Source organism: Gilliamella sp. wkB178 (assembly GCF_001690705.1).
Classification (GTDB): Bacteria; Pseudomonadota; Gammaproteobacteria; order Enterobacterales; family Orbaceae; genus Gilliamella; species Gilliamella apicola_K.
The window spans coordinates 499,799-519,624 of record NZ_LZGK01000011.1; the positions used below are offsets into that span (position 1 = coordinate 499,799).

Annotated in this window: 14 protein-coding genes and 5 tRNA genes; 3 read left to right on the top strand and 16 right to left on the bottom strand. The window is 33.1% G+C overall.

All coding sequences use genetic code 11. The features are described 5' to 3' along the window. Nucleotides 1-6: 6 nt before the first annotated feature. The 3 genes from A9G13_RS03820 to A9G13_RS03830 all read right to left on the bottom strand — a co-directional run bounded on the left by A9G13_RS03820 (nt 7) and on the right by A9G13_RS03830 (nt 3,871). Nucleotides 7-567, bottom strand: coding sequence for an RseA family anti-sigma factor (locus A9G13_RS03820; protein ID WP_065556280.1), 561 nt, complete (start codon nt 565-567; stop codon nt 7-9). Nucleotides 568-610: 43 nt separating this feature from the next. Then, a complete protein-coding gene (gene rpoE / locus A9G13_RS03825) occupies nt 611-1,186 on the bottom strand; it encodes an RNA polymerase sigma factor RpoE (protein WP_065556281.1) in 576 nt (191 codons plus the stop codon). A gap of 219 nt (nt 1,187-1,405) precedes the next feature. Then, nucleotides 1,406-3,871, bottom strand: coding sequence for a class I adenylate cyclase (locus A9G13_RS03830; protein ID WP_176701942.1), 2,466 nt, complete (start codon nt 3,869-3,871; stop codon nt 1,406-1,408). Between the two features lie 110 nt (nt 3,872-3,981). On the opposite strand from A9G13_RS03830, the gene A9G13_RS03835 reads away from it, so the two are divergent. The 3 genes from A9G13_RS03835 to A9G13_RS03845 all read left to right on the top strand — a co-directional run bounded on the left by A9G13_RS03835 (nt 3,982) and on the right by A9G13_RS03845 (nt 7,575). Then, nucleotides 3,982-4,611: an NUDIX hydrolase gene (locus tag A9G13_RS03835; RefSeq protein WP_065556282.1), complete on the top strand. Its 630-nt coding sequence runs from the start codon at nt 3,982-3,984 to the stop codon at nt 4,609-4,611. Nucleotides 4,612-4,953: 342 nt separating this feature from the next. Beyond that, a complete protein-coding gene (locus A9G13_RS03840) occupies nt 4,954-5,754 on the top strand; it encodes a YdgH/BhsA/McbA-like domain containing protein (protein WP_065556283.1) in 801 nt (266 codons plus the stop codon). A gap of 492 nt (nt 5,755-6,246) precedes the next feature. Continuing rightward, on the top strand, nt 6,247-7,575 hold the full coding sequence (locus tag A9G13_RS03845; RefSeq protein WP_176701945.1) for a gluconate:H+ symporter: 1,329 nt from the start codon (nt 6,247-6,249) through the stop codon (nt 7,573-7,575). A gap of 172 nt (nt 7,576-7,747) precedes the next feature. Here the strand turns inward: A9G13_RS03845 and A9G13_RS03850 are convergent. From A9G13_RS03850 to pnp, 13 genes are all read right to left on the bottom strand, one after another. Then, nucleotides 7,748-7,822 (bottom strand) — tRNA-Gln (locus tag A9G13_RS03850). 24 nt (nt 7,823-7,846) lie between these two features. Then, nucleotides 7,847-7,931, bottom strand: a tRNA-Leu gene (locus A9G13_RS03855). An 80-nt stretch (nt 7,932-8,011) separates the two neighbouring features. Beyond that, a tRNA-Gln gene (locus A9G13_RS03860) sits at nt 8,012-8,086 on the bottom strand. A gap of 27 nt (nt 8,087-8,113) precedes the next feature. Beyond that, nucleotides 8,114-8,198, bottom strand: a tRNA-Leu gene (locus A9G13_RS03865). 38 nt (nt 8,199-8,236) lie between these two features. After that, nucleotides 8,237-8,313, bottom strand: a tRNA-Met gene (locus A9G13_RS03870). A gap of 117 nt (nt 8,314-8,430) precedes the next feature. Beyond that, nucleotides 8,431-9,528 carry a hypothetical protein gene (locus A9G13_RS03875; RefSeq protein WP_065556285.1) on the bottom strand — a complete coding sequence of 366 codons (1,098 nt, stop codon included), beginning with the start codon at nt 9,526-9,528 and terminating at the stop codon, nt 8,431-8,433. Next, entirely contained in the window at nt 9,529-10,143 is a 615-nt protein-coding gene (locus tag A9G13_RS03880) for a TIGR04211 family SH3 domain-containing protein (RefSeq protein WP_065556286.1), read from the bottom strand. A 157-nt stretch (nt 10,144-10,300) separates the two neighbouring features. Continuing rightward, nucleotides 10,301-13,756, bottom strand: coding sequence for an exodeoxyribonuclease V subunit beta (gene recB, locus A9G13_RS03885; protein ID WP_065556287.1), 3,456 nt, complete (start codon nt 13,754-13,756; stop codon nt 10,301-10,303). Beyond that, complete coding sequence (sixA, locus tag A9G13_RS03890) at nt 13,735-14,178, bottom strand: phosphohistidine phosphatase SixA (RefSeq protein ID WP_218059138.1); 444 nt, start codon at nt 14,176-14,178, stop codon at nt 13,735-13,737. The genes recB and sixA overlap by 22 nt, the downstream gene beginning before the upstream one ends. A 32-nt stretch (nt 14,179-14,210) precedes the next feature. Then, on the bottom strand, nt 14,211-14,507 hold the full coding sequence (locus A9G13_RS03895) for a YfcZ/YiiS family protein (protein WP_065556289.1): 297 nt from the start codon (nt 14,505-14,507) through the stop codon (nt 14,211-14,213). A 183-nt stretch (nt 14,508-14,690) separates the two neighbouring features. Next, entirely contained in the window at nt 14,691-16,472 is a 1,782-nt protein-coding gene (locus tag A9G13_RS03900) for a DEAD/DEAH family ATP-dependent RNA helicase (protein ID WP_081301146.1), read from the bottom strand. 342 nt (nt 16,473-16,814) lie between these two features. Beyond that, entirely contained in the window at nt 16,815-17,666 is an 852-nt protein-coding gene (nlpI, locus tag A9G13_RS03905) for a lipoprotein NlpI (RefSeq protein WP_065556290.1), read from the bottom strand. Nucleotides 17,667-17,690: 24 nt separating this feature from the next. Further along, nucleotides 17,691-19,805 (bottom strand): polyribonucleotide nucleotidyltransferase, encoded by a 2,115-nt coding sequence (pnp, locus tag A9G13_RS03910; protein WP_065556291.1) that lies wholly within the window; start codon nt 19,803-19,805, stop codon nt 17,691-17,693. Nucleotides 19,806-19,826 lie beyond the last annotated feature (21 nt).

The following is a 19,826-nucleotide window of genomic DNA, read 5'->3' on the forward strand; positions in this document are numbered from 1 at the left end:
CTTGTATTAATGAGCATTTAACCTTTTTTGTAATTCATAATCTTGTACAAGTAATTTAATTTTATCATATTGTCTTTTTTCTAGTAATTGCTGATCATTCTTTTGTTGAACACCACCAACTGGGGCAACATTGACACCAACAGGAACAGTATTTAATGTTGGTACTCCATTAACTTCTTTAGTTTGATCTTGGTGGTACTGTACACCAGCAATAATAGCTAAGGTTACACAAGCAGCCAATCCAACTTGGCTTAAGTGTGTCATAACATCTTTCATACGAACCCAAAGCAAATTGCCTACTTTTGGAATAATGGTTTTGTGTGGGACCGGTTGTTCATCTAATTGATTATATAAATTATCATTAGCTATGGCCTGAGCTACTTGATTAGAAACATCTAATGTTAAAGCACTATTATGCAATTCACCGCGTAAGGCTCCCCTTACAATATGATAACGATGCCAACATAATCGTAAACTTTCATCGTTTGAGATATCATTAATTATATGATCATCTGTAAACTCACCGTCCATAAGTGATGAAAGTTGCTCTTTCTGTTCTTTTTGCATAGTAGATACCTTAAATTTACAACTGCTCTATTTAAATTTATTGTTAACCATTAATTAATGGCTTTATTTTTTCATCTATAACATCACGGGCTCTGAAAATTCGCGATCTTACGGTTCCAACTGGAGTATCCATAATTTCTGCAATTTCTTCATAACTTAAACCATCAATTTCACGTAATGTAATAGCCGTTTTTAATTCATCCGGTAAAGCTTCAATTGTTTCAAATACTACTTTTTCAACTTCTTTAGAAAGAACTAAACTTTCCGGGTTATCAAAATCTCTTAATGAATCAGCACCTTCATAACTTTCTGCTTCACTGGCATCAATGTCAGAAGAAGGAGGTCTTCGTCCTTGAGAAATCAAATAATTCTTCGCTGTATTTACTGCTATTCGGTACAGCCAAGTATAAAAAATACTTTCACCTTTAAATAAGCTTAAGGAGCGATAAGCTTTAATAAATGTTTCTTGCACAACATCCGGTACTTCTGATGCTTGTACATAACGAGAAACTAAATGAGCTAATTTATTCTGATAACGAACCACAAGCAAATTAAACGCATTCTTATCTCCTCTAAGTACACGATCAACTAATACTTGGTCTGTTACTTGCTCCGACATTGAAGGCCATTCCTCATTATGTTGATAATTGTCATTTGGCCTAAAATTATGCTATCAGACAATTAGATTCTTAAAATTAAAAAAAGTTCCCATTATTTTAATAGAAATTTCATTATTTTTTCTATTAAAAATAAATTTTTACTATTTTTATACTCAAATACAATAATTTTCTTAAAACTTTTTACAGAAGAAGAGTCATTCTAACACAAAGTAGATGTTTTAATTTAATAAAAAGATCTCTCGCTGACCATCTTGGTTATAGGTGATTTGGTAAAATTGAGGAAGATTAAAATTTACTGAACTACTGGTTATGAAGGTAAAACGATCATCTGACAATGCATAAAAATTATTAACATCTTTAACCATGTTTTCCTTTGAACCATTACAATTACGATATATTTCTATCTGATTATGTTCATTTAAAATATAGAGATCAAACCCTGTTTCCTTATCTTCAAAAAAGAACTGGATAATGCCTTCATAAGCTACACTATCAATCTCTTTAGGCAATTCGTTAGTTTCATCTAAAATATTTAAAGGCCTACCTTGAACTTTATTATTAGAAACAGCGCCATAAAAATCTATTGCATTATCAAATTGATGGAAAGAAACTCCCAAACGTTCAAAAAATAAATACCAAGATGAACCATTTATTCTAAGAGGTTTTACTTGAGTTGAGTTATTTTGCGTTGTTGTTAAACGTAATTCAATACAATCATCCATTAATTTTTTTACTTGATTCTTGATTTCAATATCTAAATACTGGCTATAACAAAAAATTTCCATTGAATGTGGTAAATCTGCATCTTTATGCATGCGGTTTAACAAGGCTTTAATTGCCTCTAATACGCATAATGAGTTGCTAAAATGTAATACCCTAATTTCATTCCAGGAATTTCGATAAAGCAGATCAATAGAACCAACTAGACTAATTTCTTTTTTACCATAATTTAAAGCATTGGTATTAATTTCATCATCATATTCTAAGTTAGAAGTAGGATCATTTTCTAAATTCAGAATAATAGCTAAGTGACGAATTTCGCATGGACCATATAACTGCTCTTCGGTTGCAGCAGGCACATCAATTGGAAAATATGCCTTTAAATCAGCAATTAATTTAGTAATTTTCCTATTACTACAATCTTCACCATCATGATAAAAAAATTCTGTTGTGTCAGCAATTAATCTATTGAAATAACACCAACCAACTAATTTAATAAGGTATTTACTGTATTCCAAATATTGATGGCCTATGATTGAATCCAGTCTAGGTTTTTGGTTATACACATACCAACCTGCTCGATTAATGCGATCTTCTTTGACATGAATAAATGTTAATGCTTCTTCTTGTAGGTTATTAGCAATATTAAGTTTTAATTCAGTTATTTTACTTGGTAAGACTTCAAAAGAAGCATAAAGTTTACGTGTTAATATGGCTAAATCTTGTGGACTAATTATTGAATCTAAATTATTACGTCGACCAAAATTAAGTAAATTACGGTAACCAGTCATCATCGCGTTCAGTAATATTTCGTGGATTTCCCGCACTTGTTCTATCTTCCAAGTATCACTGTCGTCTAATTTGGCAATAAGTTGTTGGCTCCATCCCCATTGTTTGACCAGATCACTAATAACCTCACGCCGCCAAGATGGCGATAATGTAGGTATTGATAATTTTTCTTTAACCTTTAAATAAAAACAATGTCTTACGAGTTCAAGCCGTTGAAAATCTTTAATTTCAATCAAATAATCTGTTATTCTCTGCAATAGGATATAATAAGAATCTAAATGACTACTCTGAATTTTGAAATGTTGTATACACTCTTTGATTTCAAGAGCTATTGGCCTATTTTCTGGATAAATCCAAGAATAAGCTTCAAGTAATAAAGTTTTTAATACCGCTTTGAATGGCGAATCTATACTTTTATATAGTTGCCATAAGCTAGCCCCAAAATATTCTTCTGCAGATAAATTATTTAAAGAACCAAAATCAATCCATTCCTCACGTTTGATGATTTTTTGACTAATTAAAGCATTAATACACTCACCATATGTTGGATAAGTTATATTATTAATGGTTAAATTGATGGGTACCGCAAACCATAATAGCAATTTCCCTGCTAATAGATTTGCTGAACGATAAAATTCTTCAAGTAATAATATATGTTGAGCAGAACCACAATTTTCACCCATTAAACATTCATGATGTTGATTAATAAAACGATCTGCATCAACAACAAATAATGTTAACTTTACTCCTAACCCATCAGCCCATTGTTCAATTAAACGGCATTTTTTTTGCAACATTTGTTTACCTGTTGCTGACAGATTATTTTCAATACATATCCAAATATCAAGATCAGATTCAATGGATTGACCAATGGAACAAGTGCTGCCCATTGAATATAATGCAGAAATATCATATTTTTTACTTGATGAAGCAATAAAATTATATTCTTGTTTAATTTGTTTATAAACCGATTCTGAAGGTTGATAATATGCAATACCTAATGGGCAATCTTCTTTAAAATAACCTGGTAATTCTGGACTATGAAAATGAAAAAGGGCTGGTAACAACGAAAATACACGCTGGAATTCAATAGACATTCCTGCTTGAGCTCGTTGACATTTTAGATGGGCAAGATCTTTAAGTTCTTTTTTTATTCTATTAATATAATATTGCATAGTATCATTTAGGAGAAACATGGGAACTACTAATGTACGATTTCAATCTAACATTTTATTGCAACAACGTAAATAGGAAGTAAATTTTATAACCAGACAAAATATTTATTATGATTACTATCACTGAGATATCTCAACAACTTGCAAAAAATAACTCAAAAAAAACAATTGCAGATAAAGCTTCAATATTAATACCTATTATCGAAATTGATGGGCAGCTTCAACTATTGTTTCAGATTCGTGCACAAACATTAAAATGGCAACCAGGAGATATTTGTTTCCCTGGAGGGCGCATCGAGCTAATGGATAGATCACCTGAACAAACAGCAATAAGAGAAACATATGAAGAATTAGGTATCCCTGAACAAGATATTACTATATTAGGTCAATTACCCAAGTTCCTAGCAACTCTCGGGTTAATTATTTACCCTTTTGTTGCACAAATATCTTCTTTAGATAAATTAAAACTTAATCCTAATGAAGTAGAAAAAATTTTTACCGTTCCGATTGACTGGTTTATAACTAATGCTCCTATACAAGCTACTATGGATGTTGGCCACAAACCAGCAGATAATTTTCCCTTTAATTTAGTACCAAAGCGTACACGAGAATGGCAAAAAAGATCTGAGCATAAAGTGCTTTTTTACCCCTATAATGAATATGTTATTTGGGGATTAACCGCACAAATAACATTAAATTTCATTAAAATAATTAGCAATATTGCTAACTCGATAAATTAATATGTATTCATGATAAACAACGCTATAAAGCTATTAATAATTAACATAAAAAGCTATTTTTAACAAAAAGTAGCTTTTTATACAAATCATGCTAAAAATAATATTTAGTAAAAAATACATCTTGAGAATCAGCTAAACAATCTTATATTTTATATACAAGTTGTTTGACATTTAAAACAAATGACTTCATGTCTACACATTATTAATCTATTTAAAATAACTTAATTCATTGCATAAAGAGATTTGAATGCTATATATAGTATGCAATTGTATTTTTATATTGAAAATAGCTGAAATATGAATTCTTAATTTCAATCATTTAAAAAATAAAGGATATTTATTATGAAAGGTTTAAATAAATCGTCTATTGCATTAGCAGTATTATTATCTTTACCTGTTGTTAACCTTTATGCAGCAGAGCCTCTATCAGCTAAAGATAGCAGCCACTTGATACCAATGAAAGAAATCGCAGTCACAGGTAAATATTTACAAGCTGATAATGCTGCTCAAGATATTTCAAGAGCTGCAGATGAAGCTGGCGCTAAATTTTATCACATAAAAGCAATTGAAAATGCAACTACAGCTGATTCAGCAGATCGAGCTATTGTCTATGCTGATATTTATGAATCAAATGTACCTTCTGCAGTTAAAAAAGAAGAGACTACTGCTAATGGAGTTGTCGCCTATGAACGTAAAAAAGCCCTTTATTATTTACCATTTGAAGTAGTTAAATTCAAAGGAAATTACAACAATACTTCTGAAATCATTAATTCTGCCAGTAAATTAGCTGCGGATAAAAAAGCATATGCCTTCTATGTTTACTCAATTTCTCCTGCTGATGTAAAAAACCAAGCACAAGATATTGATGTAGCTTTATACAAAAAAGATGCTCCTGTAAGAGATTATATTGTAAAAACATCTCAACAAGATCAAGAAGCGTATGAAATCAGTAGCGATGCCTTTAAAAAAATGAAAGCATATGAAACAATTAGTTTCCATGGTGTATTTAATAATACAGCTGAAATAAGTGCTGCAGCTCAAAAACAAGCCATTGCTCATAATGCCCATTTTTATTTTGTAAAAGAAGTATCAGCTAATCCATCTGGTACAGCTCAAACTGTTTATGTAAGTCTATATAAATAATTTAAGTTTTTTGTTGATTATCCACGTGTAGAGCTAAAGTTATACTCGTGGATAATTATTTTTATAAGATTTTATTAACAATAAACATAAATAGAATAAATTGTTATCACAATAACGAGTTAAAATATTTCTACCTGTCAGTCAACTACATCTTTATTGAAACTACTCTAATCATTCAATAAATAAACTTATTATCTAAAAATAATAATTAAGATTATTTTGCTTAATAAGCATCTCAGTAAATATGGCAAACCTGATTATTACAATGAATTCTGCCATTTAAATACTGTTTAATGCTATTAAAAACACATTTACCCTACAAATGTAATATGTTTGACTTAAAAATAACATTAGGAATATACATAAAAAATTCTTTTCTTAATTTACGTGATATTTATCACAAAATAAAATTCAAAACTTGTCATACCTATTTGTAAATGTAATATACCGAAAATATTTTTTATTATTTCGAGGTCTTATATGGAAACTATAATTAGTATGTTACCCATAATTTGGGTAGCAGTAGGTGTATTATTTTTATTAGTATTGAATATGAAGTTTAAAATAAATGGTATGTTGGCTTTATTATTAACTTCTATTCTTGTTGGTATATTAGAAGGGATGCCATTAGAAAATATCGGTAAATCAATTGAAAATGGTATTGGAGGAATTTTAGGTCATTTAGCATTTATCATTTTATTTGGAGCAATATTAGGTAAGTTAATGGTAGATTCTGGAGCGGCTCAACGAGTTGCTTCAACATTATTAATGAAATTTGGTCCTCGAAATGTCCAGTGGGCGATTTTAGTTATTGGATTAATATTTGGCTTAGCCATGTTTTATGAAGTGGCATTTTTAATTTTAGCACCGCTGGTAATTAGTATTGCAGTTGAAGCAAAAACACCATTTTTAAAATTAGGTATTACAATGGTTGCCGCAACAACTACAGCCCATAGTTTATTTCCACCTCAACCCGGTCCTACAGCTTTAGTTGCTGCATTAAATGCTGATATTGGTATGGTGTACATATATGGTGTTATCGTTGCTATTCCGACAATTATCTGTTCAGGTATTGTATTACCAAAACTATTAGGTAACTTAGAACGCCCTATTCCACAATTATTAGATCAACAAGAAAAATTTACCAATGATCAGATGCCTAGTTTTTTTGTTAGTTTAATTGTACCTTTGACCCCAGCGATTATAATCACTGCAGTAACTATAATGTTATTATTTATACCTGAAAATCAAAAAGGTACTATTTCATTTTTAAAGTTCATTGGTAGTGCGCAAATCAGTATGCTTATTGCAGTTATTCTTGCAATTTTTGCCTTTGGTATATGCCGGGGAAAAAGTATACTTGAAGTGATGAGCTCTTACAGTGTAGCTATTGAGAAAGTAGCCATCGTTGTATTTATTATAGGTGCGGGTGGCGCATTTAAACAAATTATTATGGATACAGGTGTTGGTAATTATATAGCTGATATGATGCGTGATTCATCGATCTCTCCTTTAATTATGGCTTGGTTTATCACAGTACTATTACGTTTAGCAACAGGCGCCGGTACAGTATCAGCTATCACTGCAGCAGGCATTGTTGGACCTATGATGCACACTTTCAATGTTAATCCTGCATTAATGGTTTTAGCTTGTGCATCTGGTAGCAATACATTTACTCATGTTAATGATGCTGCATTCTGGCTATTTAAAGAATATTTTGGACTCTCATTAAAAGATACATTTAAAACATGGGGATTATTAGAGTTAACTAATTCAGTGGTAGGTTTAATTATTGTTTTATTATTAAGTATTGTTGTATAAATTATTAATAATCAAAAGTTATACTAAAATATAATAAGTAAGAATAAGTGCCCAATAAATTTCATTGGGTATCTTATATCTGCTAATATGATTGAATATTTAATTCTGAATTTTTATCATAATCTTTAAGTTTTATTAACATGATCGTCTATAAAATTATTCCTAGCCTAAATGGCTGGGGTATCAGGATTCGAACCTGAGAATGGCGGAATCAGAATCCGCTGCCTTACCGCTTGGCTATACCCCAATATAAAGTAAGAAAAAAGACATTTGGTACGGGTAGTGAGATTTGAACTCGCACACCTTTCGGAACTAGAACCTGAATCTAGCGCGTCTACCAATTCCGCCATACCCGCTTAGAATACTGGAAATAAGTTATTTGCTTAAATCTAAAATAGTTTGGATTAGAATATCATAAAAAATATGCAGATTGGAATGGCTGGGGTACCAGGATTCGAACCTGGGCATGGCGGGATCAAAACCCGCTGCCTTACCGCTTGGCTATACCCCAATAGAGTTATTGGATATTAAGATTAAATGGTGCGGGTGGAGAGACTTGAACTCACACACCTTGCGGCGCCAGAACCTAAATCTGGTGCGTCTACCAATTTCGCCACACCCGCAGTATATACTTCCGGTAAAAGTACAACTTTAATCTTAATGGTGGCTACGACGGGATTTGAACCTGTGACCCCATCATTATGAGTGATGTGCTCTAACCAACTGAGCTACGTAGCCATTTCATTCGCAACGTCATAACCAACACTGCGAGGCGCATTATGCTTGTGTTACGCCAAATCGTCAACCCTTTTTTGGGGATATTTTAAAAAAAAGTCGTGATTGCTTAAGATGCAATCAAATCCAGTTTAATAACGCTTCAATTCGCTGTTTCTGCAATTCAAGTTGTATAAATTTGCCAACAAACCCTTGAGCAATAATATTTTGTACATTAACTTTTTGCGCTATTTTATAGGCTTCTATAAGGTATTGAGCTTGAGGGTATGATTTTGTTTTTACAAACGACTGACTTGCAATAATCAATTGCCGAAGATGGCGAGGACTACGCCATACATCAATTTTATTAAATAAATCGATAATTTGTTCTGCGGTAAATTTATCAATAAAATCCACATTTTTACGATATTGCTGAACCATAATAGCAATCTTACTAAAATTTTTAGGCGCTTTTATTTTATTACAGAGTAATTCAACGGCTATTTTAGTTGACATCTCCCCACATAACACAGCAAAACGCACAGTTAATTCCTCTGTCAATAAAGCTGAGCGCTTTAGTGCATCAACTATATCTGTCGTTAATATTAATGAAGGAAACCAATAAATAAGTACCCCACATTGTGCCAGAACTTGAAAATAAACTTGAGGATTTTGGGTTGATAAGGCTTTTTCAGTCTCTTTCCAAACTCGTTCTGCCGTGAGATAACTAACTTCTTTTGCTAATACTATTTGCTTCATTAAAGACATCGTTTCTTCTGCAATGACAAAGCCTAAATGATGATAACGAGCAGCAAAACGAGCAACACGTAGAATACGGAGAGGATCTTCGCGAAAAGCAGGAGAAACATGGCGAAGAATTTTTTGATTAAGATCATCAACTCCATGATAAGGATCAACTATATTGCCATTATCATCCATGGCGATAGCGTTAATGGTAAGATCTCGACGTAACAGGTCTTGCTCTAAAGTGATTTCTTTACCAAAATCACAAATAAAACCGGTATAACCTTTGCCTGACTTACGTTCAGTACGAGCTAAAGCATATTCTTCTTTGGTGATTGGATGTAAAAAAACAGGAAATTCTTTACCAACTTGTTGATAACCTGAGGAAATTAATTCATCGGGAGTAGCACCAACAACCACCCAATCGCGATCTTCAACAGGGAGATTTAATAATTTATCCCGAACACTACCACCAACAAGATAGGTTTTACTCATCTAACGCATCCAGCGATCTCTTTTGCGTCGACTAGGAATAATACTTGGTAGAATAAGTCCTAAAAGAAATCCACCACCAGCTACAAGCCCACCATAGGTAAACCAAGTAACAATAAGATCTCGGCGTTTATCATCAACCTGATTCATCATAGAGTCAATTTGTTTGCTCTGAGCTTTAACTTGTTTTTCTAATTCATTACTTTTGTTTTGCAGACTTTCAATCAATTTCTCATTATTTTGTAATTTTTGATTAGATTCATTAATAATATTCTGGTGGTACTGATCAGCATTGTCGGCCTTATCTTTATATTCAGCAAGCTTAGCTTCTAAAGATGGGAAAAGCTCTTTGTAACTTGGTTGTTCTTTAAGTTTTGCTGTTTCTATCCAAGCCACACTACCATTGCTAATCTGGATCCTAGTATATTTACCATCAGCACTTTTTTCTAATTCAGTCACTTTTTCACCTGCTTTAACTGAATTTGAATAGGCATATTGTGAACCAGGCCCACGACGTAAAAAAACATCAACATCATCTGTTACATATTTATCTATAGCATTAACCTGAAAAACAAGCATAAAAAAAGAAAGTAAGGTAATAATATTTTGTTTTTTCATGATATTTCAAATAATCATTAGTAAATGACTACATAATAGCATAAAAAAATAGCTTTTCGCATAATGATTTATAATATTTGCCATTAAAACACTATTGACTGTATCTTAAGAAATAAATTAACTTCTGAACTTATTTTTATATTTATCTAACTAAGATTTAGCCATCAAATAACTTATCCAGTTTTTCAATAAAATGCTGATGTGGTAAATGATAAAAAACACCGTTATCTGGCATGCCACGTAAGAAGAGATAATAAATACCGCCGAAATGTTTCTTATATTGATAATTTGGTAAACGGCTTTGTAAAAAACGGTGTAAAGCTAATGCATAGAGCTGATATTGTAAATCATAGCGGTGTTCACACATCACTTGTTTTAATGATTCTAAGTCGTAATTATCGACAGAATTACCTAACCAATTTGATTTATAATCAACAATATAATATTTACCTGCAAACTCAAACACCAAATCAATAAATCCTGTTAACATACCTTGTACTGTTTCAAATTCTAACGTAGGACATTGTTTTGATAAACTATCATACTCTTTACAAAGTTTATCTAATTGTTGACTTGTCACAGTATGACGAATAGGTAAATAAAATTGCAATTCATTAATACATTTAGTTTTCAATATTTGCCATAAAAATAAATCATTTTGATTAAGTTTTGTGGCTAATAATTGTTGCATCCAATTGGTTAATACTTCTAACCATGGTGACTCTAAATTAAGTTTATTGACTATTTCCAAACATAACTGATCAATATTATCCAGTGTTATTTTTTCCATTACTTTATGTAACAGAGTTCCAACATGAGCACCTTTAGGAAAATGATGAATATTATAAAGTATATTGCTAACATCATTAGCCGCTGATTCAGGATGATTTTCATCCCAGTCATCAATAATATCAGAATTTAAAGTCATTACTGTATGATGTTTTTGCAGTTCAGTATAGCTAGTCACTCGCCAACAGTTAGCAAGTTTACGCTGAAAAACATTGGCAGATAGAGTATGGTTAATCAATGTAGGTGGAACATACTGTTCATTTACAATTGGTAACTCGACGTTTATCAAATCAGCAAAATTTGCGATAGTCGTTAATTGATTTTTGAGTAAATGATTAATCGCTGATCGGTTTTTCTTCAAAGATGCAAGGCCAATACTACAATGATAGATAGAACGAGTCATGGCAACATATAATAAACGCAAATCTTCAGCAAGACGTTCATCATCAATTTGTTGTTTAATTTCTTCCGTTAATAACCATGCATAGCTAGGTTGATAATCATTATCTTTATCATGATAAAATTGAGTATCTGTCGTACGGTACTGAGCTATAAATGGTAGCCAAACTAATGGAAATTCAAGCCCTTTGGACTTATGAATTGTAATAATTTTAACTAGATCAGCATCGCTTTCTAGACGTTGCTCATGATTTTCTAAATTCAAATCAGGTTTAACAATTTGTTTAGTTAACCACCGAATTAAGGCATGAGGGCTATCCAACTCATCCGCAGCTTCTTGTAATAATTCGCCTAAATGCATCAAATTAGTTAACACGCGTTCACCATCTTGACGAGATAAGATATTTTCAGCTAAATGGCGTTTTTTCATCATCCTACGTAACATGACTAATACACCATAATATTGCCAAATAACTTGATATTGCTTAAATTCTTCGACTAAACTTTCCCACTTATCTTGGTCATCTATCATTTGTTCTAGTTGCATCATTGTTTGGCCTAATAATGAAGTCATTAATGCCGAACGCAATGTAGATTCATTTTCAGGCAACATTGCCGCTTGTAATATGCAAAGAACATCTTTAGCTTCCTGTGAGGAAAAAACACTACTATGATTAGACAAATAAACACTTTTGACACCACATGCAGCTAATTTTTGTTGCATAATTTCAGCCTCACGGCCAGTACGAACTAAAATGGCAATATCAGCAGATGTGACAGATCGTTGTTCATTTTCATTATTAGTCAAGATTGAAGCCCCTGAAAGCCAAGTTACTACTTGTTTAGCACAACAATTGGCAATATGCTCTTGATAATCAGCAATAGTTGATACCTCATCAGGCAATAGATAAGCGGTTAATGCATTAATTTTCTGATTATTAATTAACAAGTTTTTTTGCAGATTCTTATCCGCACAGCCCATTGGCAAAAAAGGAATATTCTCAAAAATAAAAGGATGATCATGATGTGAAAATAGTTCATTAACTGCATTTACCATAGATGATGATGAACGCCAGTTAACATCCATAGTAAAATAATTTTCGCCTACAGATTGTTTAGCTTTCAAATAAGTAAAAATATCAGCACCACGAAAACTATATATTGCTTGTTTAGGATCACCAATGAATAACAATCCAGCTTCTTTGTTTTGATTATTGTAAATACGATCAAAAATTTGATACTGAATAGGATCAGTATCTTGGAACTCATCAATCAATGCTACACAATATTTTGTGGCAATACTTTTAGCTAATCTGTTCCCTGTCTTAGCACGCAATGCACGATTAAGTTGTAACAATAAATCATCAAAGCTTATTTCACCGTATTTTATTTTTTCGGCATAAATACCTTGTCGAACTATTGCAACGATATCCATTAAAATCTGATTTTTTAAATCAAGTGGTTGCGAATATAATTCAGCAATTAATTCAAAAACAGCATGTATAGGTACCATTTTGCCTGGTTTTGTTTTAGAAACTAATATTGTTTGACTAAACTTTTTAAGTTCATCTGGTAATTCAAACGTATTGGTTTCTTGATTCGCCCACATCGATACTTTAGCAAGCCAATTTGGTAAATTACGGCTACTATAGGATTGTTTATTTACATCTGATTGCTTTATGATGCGAGTGATTTTTTCAAGTGAAGCTAGCCAGATTTTTTTTATTGCATCAATTTTTTTAAAGTTATTGTTATAAAAATCACTAATTTTAATTACAACATCGGGATTAAATTCCGTAGCATTATGTAAATCCCCATTTAGATAAGGTTTAATATCAGCTAATAATGAGATGGGATCTTGCCACGAATCAAGCACTAAATAAGCCAGATGTTTTTCTAGTGGGGTAAAATAAAAGCGCCAAAAATCTTGGACAACTTGCAACTGCAGTTGATACTCATCAGTCACTAAAATTTGCTCAAATAAAACCCCTGACTCAAAAGCATGACTAGTCAATATCCGTTGACAAAAACTATGAATAGTATAAATAGCAGCATCATCCATTGACTGTTGTGCTTCAGTTAACTTTTGGAGCGCAATTTTAGGATCATCTATTAATTTAATTAATTGTTGGTAAATAGGATCTGTGTGTTGACCTTGTAACAGGCCTAATTTTAGCTCTTGAATATTTTGCCGAATACGTGAACGTAGCTCTTGAGTTGCCGCTTTGGTAAACGTCACAACTAAAATCTTACTAACATCTAATGGTTTAGGGTAGCTATTTTTCCCAATACCAAGTAGTAATCTAAGGTAAATAAAAGCAAGTGAATAAGTTTTACCTGTTCCTGCTGATGCTTCAATCAAAGATCGACCAGTCAAAGGTAGGTCAAAAAGATTAAGTTTTTTTATTCCACTTGATGAAACCATTCAAGTTTTCCTACAATATCAAGGGATAAATCAATGCAGGCAATTGCCGCAGTAGTAAACATTGGATGAGAGATCTCAGGGCATAGTTCATTTACTAAATACCCTACTAAGGGAAGGTGAGATACTACAATTACATTGTTAACACCTGTTGATGATAACATTGCTAATAAATTTACTATTTTGGAAGGGTCGCCACTAGGAACAAGTATATTATTACTTTCAACATGTGAAACAACAAGTTGTGATGTCAATTCAGCAAAAGTTTGCTGGGCTCGTAAATAAGGACTAACTAATCCTAAATCAAATTGGTAATTTAGTTGCTTCAACCATTGAGCAGCTTGCTGTGATTGTTTTATACCACGGGAAGTAAGCGACCGGCCAGAATCTGATGAAGCAGAAAATCCTGCTTCACCATGTCTCATAATACAAACTTTCATTCGTGTTTAATTGTTTATTAACGTAATTTTAATTGAAAAATCATACATTCAGCACCACAGCAAAAGGTAAATTTTGCAGATAATTTATAACCGTCATTAACTTTTTCAATGTTACTATTAATTTCACAAGGCTCTGTTTCAACATCTTTTGCAGCTTGAGTTAATGAGGCTAATTTAGCTTGAGCTTCCGATTCAGTGGTAAACACACGCTCATATTCAGCACTACAATCTTCATTGTCAATAATTGTACCCACATCAACGCAACAACATGCAGGGGTTTCGTTTGCCTTACATTTATTTAAAGAATCTGCCATATTATACCTCTTCTTACCGATGGATTTTAGTATAGTATACTCTTAAACAGATTTAAGGGCAAAACTCAAAAAGTATTAGTATTATTTAATTCTAATGCTTTACCTAGAAGAACTGATTATCGTGATAAAGAATAGAGATAAAAGATGAAAAATTCCTCTACCATTATGGTAGAGGAATTAGTATTAAAATTTTGGAGCAGAGGAACGACCACTTCCGGATTGACGACTACGTTTCTTAGGTGAAGATGTTCCAGCTGAATCAGCTTTATTACTTCTTCGTCCACGTTTAGTTTCGGATGAACCTGTTACTAAGCTCATTTTCATTGGTTGGTTAAGTACTCTTACTTTTTCAAAGTGCTTTAATATATCTTTTGGCATTCCCTTTGGTAATTCTACTGTAGAATAGGTTTCATACAGTTTGATATTACCAATATAGCGGCTACTAATATCCGCTTCATTAGCTATAGCACCAACAATATGACGAACTTCAACACCATTTTCTTTGCCTACTTCAATACGATACATATCCATATCACCAACATCTCGTCGTTCACGACGTTTTGGTGTTTCACGGTTATCTCCTCGTAATCGACGTTCACCACTACCCCCAGTATGATCACGATTCTCTCGAGATGGTTTTAAGACCGGATCAGGAGGAAGAATTAATGAACGTTCTCCTTGAGCTAACTTTAATAAAGCTGTTGCAATAGTTTCTAGATCAGCACCACACCCTACTTGTATTTGTTCTAGTAGTGTCTGATATTGATCTAAATCACTACTTTCAAGTTGTTTTTGTACTTGCTCAGTAAATTTAACCAAACGACGTTTTTCTAATAATTCTTTGGATGGTAATCCTACTTCAGGAATCGGTTTTTTAATCGTTTGTTCAATATTTTTAAGTAAACGTCGCTCACGACTATCAACAAATAAAATTGCTCGGCCTGCACGACCAGCCCTACCTGTTCGCCCTATTCGATGCACATAGGATTCGGAATCTAACGTAATATCATAATTAATAACTAAACTAATGCGTTCAACATCTAAACCGCGTGCAGCCACATCGGTTGCAATTAAAATATCTAATCGTCCATTACGTAAGCGATCTAATGTTTGCTCCCGCAATTGTTGAGTCATATCACCATTAAGTGCAGCACAGCTATAACCATGTTTTTCTAGTACTTCTGCTACATCTAAAGTTGCGGTTTTGGTACGTACGAAAATAATTGCTGCATCAAAATCCTCTGCTTCCAAAAAACGAATAATCGCTTCGTTCTTACGCATACCTCGAACCAACCAGTAACTTTGATCAATATCTGGAGCTGTTTGATTAGTAGACTTAATCTGAACTTCCTTAGGGTTGTGCATAAATCGTTTAGTAATACGACGAATTGGTGCTGGCATTGTAGCGGAAAATAATGCTGTTTGGTGATCCTCAGGAATCGCCGCCATGATACTTTCAACATCATCAATGAAACCCATTCTTAACATTTCATCTGCTTCATCAAGTACTAAGCCTTTTAAATTAGAAAGATCCAATGTCCTACGATTTAAGTGATCAAGTAAACGGCCTGGTGTACCAACTACAATTTGTGGACCTTGCTTCAAAGCACGAAGTTGAACATCATAACGTTGCCCACCATACAATGGCAAAACTTTTAATCCTTTCATATATTTTGAATATTCAGCACAAGCTTCAGCAACTTGAATAGCTAATTCTCGGGTAGGTGCTAAAACTAAAAGCTGCGGAGCTTTAAGATTAATATCAATATTCATTAAAAAAGGAATCGAAAATGCGGCGGTTTTTCCACTACCGGTTTGCGCCATTCCTAATACATCATTTCCCGCTAATAATAGAGGAATACATTCTGATTGAATTGGTGATGGCTTGTTAAAACCAAGATCAGTTAGTGCATTAAGAATTTCCTCAGATAATCCAAGGTCAATAAAAGAAACTTCTGTTGTCATGTAAACTCGCTTATTATTTCTAACTATATAAACTAACTTTTTGAAATGTCATAACATTAACACTAATCCACAGTAAATAAGTATTACTAAGCAAGACTTAATAATTTATATTATTTGAAACATTTCAAATTAAAGAAAGTATATAAGAATATAATGCCAGCTTACTAAATTGAAAATTTACAACTCACCCCAATAACTAATTGTCAATAAATATCCTATCAAAATAAAATTTATTTTAATTAAACATAAAATTAACTAATAATATTATTTAAGAATACAATATTGGCAAATCAGAACTACGCTATAACAATATTTTCACTTTTAAAACTGGCATGACCCTTGTTACTTAGTTTCAAGTAACTTCATTTCGTATAGTGCCTGTTGATGTTCAACAAAGTTATAAATATTATTGGATAAAGCATATTTAAATAACATTTTGGCACGCTCGTTGTCACCTTTATTTAGATAATATTTACCTAAATAAAAGTAGGCTTCACAAAGACGTTCGGCTAATTGCCGATTATTTTCCACACCTTTTTGAAGATTTTGCATTAATTTAGATTCATTAATTTTCCCTAAATAAAATGCAATGATATCACTACTATAAATCGTTTTATCAGTCATAAGATCATAACGTTTTTGTAGCATTTTTCCGGCATCTTTATTATCGATTTCTTTTTCGATCAAATAAAGCCATAGAATTCTGATTGGTTCATTAACATCATATTGATAAAATTGCAGTGCATCACGCTGTGCTGCTTGATAATGTCCTGTACGGTATGAAGTAATTGCCCGATTCAAATAAGCATAAGCATAAGCACGATCTAGTTCTAATGTGGTATTAAAAGACATTAAAGCATTATCAAAATCACCGTCTCTTAATGCGTAAGTTCCTAAAAAATTGTAAACATCAGGAATTTCCGGATTAAAACTAAGTAATTGAGAAAAATCACTTTGTGCAAAAGCTTTAAACCCTAAAGAATCATACACAGTACCACGTTCAAAAATTAGCTGCATCCGTGTTACTGTGTCAATATCTCTGCGTGATAACTGCTGACTTAGCTGAGCAATTTTCAATTCATCATCATAAGAAACTTGTTCAGGCACTGATAGTAAAGGTTGAGAGTTAGAGCAACCCGATAAAAGAATAACAGTTAACAAACCGCATACAATCCTCAGGTTGAATAATCTCATTTCGAACTCCCAGTGAATAACTTTTTATTCTGCTATAGGTACGTCATCAGTTTTTGGTTCAATAGCATCTTTCATACTTAAACGAATTCGACCTTGGCGATCAATTTCTAATACTTTAACATTCACTTCTTGACCAACTTTTAGATAATCAGCGACTTTTTCAACTCGATGATCGGCTATTTGAGAAACATGAACTAGTCCTTCTTTTCCACCAATAATTGCAACAAAAGCACCAAAATCAACAATTCTGGTCACCTTACCTGTATAAATTTTACCAATTTCTACATCTGCGACTAAATTGTTAATACGATTCATGGCGTCTTTTGCCTTATTACCATCAGAGGCAGCAATTTTAACGGTACCATCATCAGTAATCTCAATCGTTGTTCCGGTTTCTTCCGTTAATGCTCGAATAGTGGCACCACCTTTACCAATAATATCACGGATTTTGTCAGGATTAACATTCATAGTATAAATGCGCGGTGCAAATTCGGAAATTTCTTTGCGAGGTTTATTTATCGCTTGTTCCATTACACCTAAAATATGCAATCGGGCACCTTTAGCTTGATTCAATGCTACTTGCATAATTTCTTTAGTGATACCTTCTATTTTGATATCCATTTGCAAAGCACTTACACCTTCACTAGTACCAGCTACTTTAAAATCCATATCACCAAGATGATCTTCATCACCTAAAATATCAGATAATACGACAAAATTGTCACCTTCTTTAACCAATCCCATTGCTATTCCGGCAACAGACGATTTAATTGGTACCCCCGCATCCATAAGAGCTAAAGAAGCACCACACACTGAAGCCATTGAGGATGAACCATTTGATTCAGTAATTTCTGATACTACGCGTACAGTATACGGAAACTCTTCAGGACTAGGCATTACGGCAGCAACACCTCGTTTTGCCAAACGACCATGACCAATTTCTCGGCGTTTAGGAGAACCAACCATACCAGTTTCACCCACAGAATAAGGAGGAAAATTATAATGTAATAAGAAACGGTCAGTATATTCACCAGTTAATTCATCAATTATTTGCGCATCACGTTCAGTACCTAATGTCGCCGTGACTAAAGCTTGGGTTTCACCTCTGGTAAACAGTGCACTTCCATGGGTTCTTGGTAATACATTAGTACGAATATCAAGTGCACGAATCATATCTTTTTCACGCCCATCAATTCGAGGTTCACCAGCAATAACACGTTTACGAACAATTTGACTCTCTAAATCAACAATAATATTGATAATTTCAGTTTCATCAAGTTCTTCATTTTGTGCTTTTAAAGTAGTCAATACATCATCTTTGATTAAATCAATCTGAGCATAACGCGCTTGTTTTTCAGTAATACGATAAGCTTCACCTAATCGATCTTTAGCAAGATCAGCTACAACATTATATAATGTTTCATTCTTTTCTGGCGCAATCCAATCCCATTTTTGGCAATTAGACTTAGCGACAAATTCATTAATATTATCAATCACTATTTGCTGTTGTTCATGACCAAAAACTACCGCAGCAAGCATTTGCTCTTCACTTAAAAGATCTGCTTCTGATTCAACCATTAATACAGCGCTTTTAGTACCAGCAACCACTAGATCTAAACGGCTATTTACCAGTTCTTTGACTGATGGATTTAATACAAATTCATCATTGATAAAACCAACTCTAGCTGCACCAATAGGGCCATGGAATGGAACTCCAGATAAACATAGTGCTGCTGAAGCACCAATCATTGCAACTATATCTGGACTAACGTCAGGGTTAACAGAAACCACCGTTGCAATAATTTGAATTTCATTGACAAATCCTTCCGGGAACAATGGTCGTAATGGACGATCAATTAAGCGAGCGATTAAAGTTTCACCTTCACTTGGTCGGCCTTCACGTTTGAAAAAACCACCTGGGATACGACCTGCTGCATAGCTACGTTCTTGATAATTCACAGTTAAAGGAAAAAAGTCTTGACCTTCTTTAACTTTTTTATTGGCTACAACTGTTACAAATACAGATGTATCATCCATATTTACCATCACTGCAGCGGTAGCTTGACGGGCCATGATACCTGTTTCTAATGTTACAGTATGACGACCATATTGAAATTTCTGATATGTCGGATTAAACAAAATAATGTCCTCTTGCTATTA

Bases quoted from the DNA above. Each gene is read 5' to 3' on its own strand.
- recB (WP_065556287.1), bottom strand. From the start codon at position 13,756: ATGGTTTCATCAAGTGGAATAAAAAAACTTAATCTTTTTGACCTACCT.
- A9G13_RS03880 (WP_065556286.1), bottom strand. From the start codon at position 10,143: ATGAAAAAACAAAATATTATTACCTTACTTTCTTTTTTTATGCTTGTT.
- sixA (WP_218059138.1), bottom strand. From the start codon at position 14,178: ATGAGACATGGTGAAGCAGGATTTTCTGCTTCATCAGATTCTGGCCGG.
- A9G13_RS03895 (WP_065556289.1), bottom strand. From the start codon at position 14,507: ATGGCAGATTCTTTAAATAAATGTAAGGCAAACGAAACCCCTGCATGT.
- rpoE (WP_065556281.1), bottom strand. From the start codon at position 1,186: ATGTCGGAGCAAGTAACAGACCAAGTATTAGTTGATCGTGTACTTAGA.
- A9G13_RS03830 (WP_176701942.1), bottom strand. From the start codon at position 3,871: ATGCAATATTATATTAATAGAATAAAAAAAGAACTTAAAGATCTTGCC.
- A9G13_RS03840 (WP_065556283.1), top strand. From the start codon at position 4,954: ATGAAAGGTTTAAATAAATCGTCTATTGCATTAGCAGTATTATTATCT.
- nlpI (WP_065556290.1), bottom strand. From the start codon at position 17,666: ATGAGATTATTCAACCTGAGGATTGTATGCGGTTTGTTAACTGTTATT.
- A9G13_RS03820 (WP_065556280.1), bottom strand. From the start codon at position 567: ATGCAAAAAGAACAGAAAGAGCAACTTTCATCACTTATGGACGGTGAG.
- A9G13_RS03835 (WP_065556282.1), top strand. From the start codon at position 3,982: ATGATTACTATCACTGAGATATCTCAACAACTTGCAAAAAATAACTCA.
- A9G13_RS03900 (WP_081301146.1), bottom strand. From the start codon at position 16,472: ATGACAACAGAAGTTTCTTTTATTGACCTTGGATTATCTGAGGAAATT.
- A9G13_RS03875 (WP_065556285.1), bottom strand. From the start codon at position 9,528: ATGAGTAAAACCTATCTTGTTGGTGGTAGTGTTCGGGATAAATTATTA.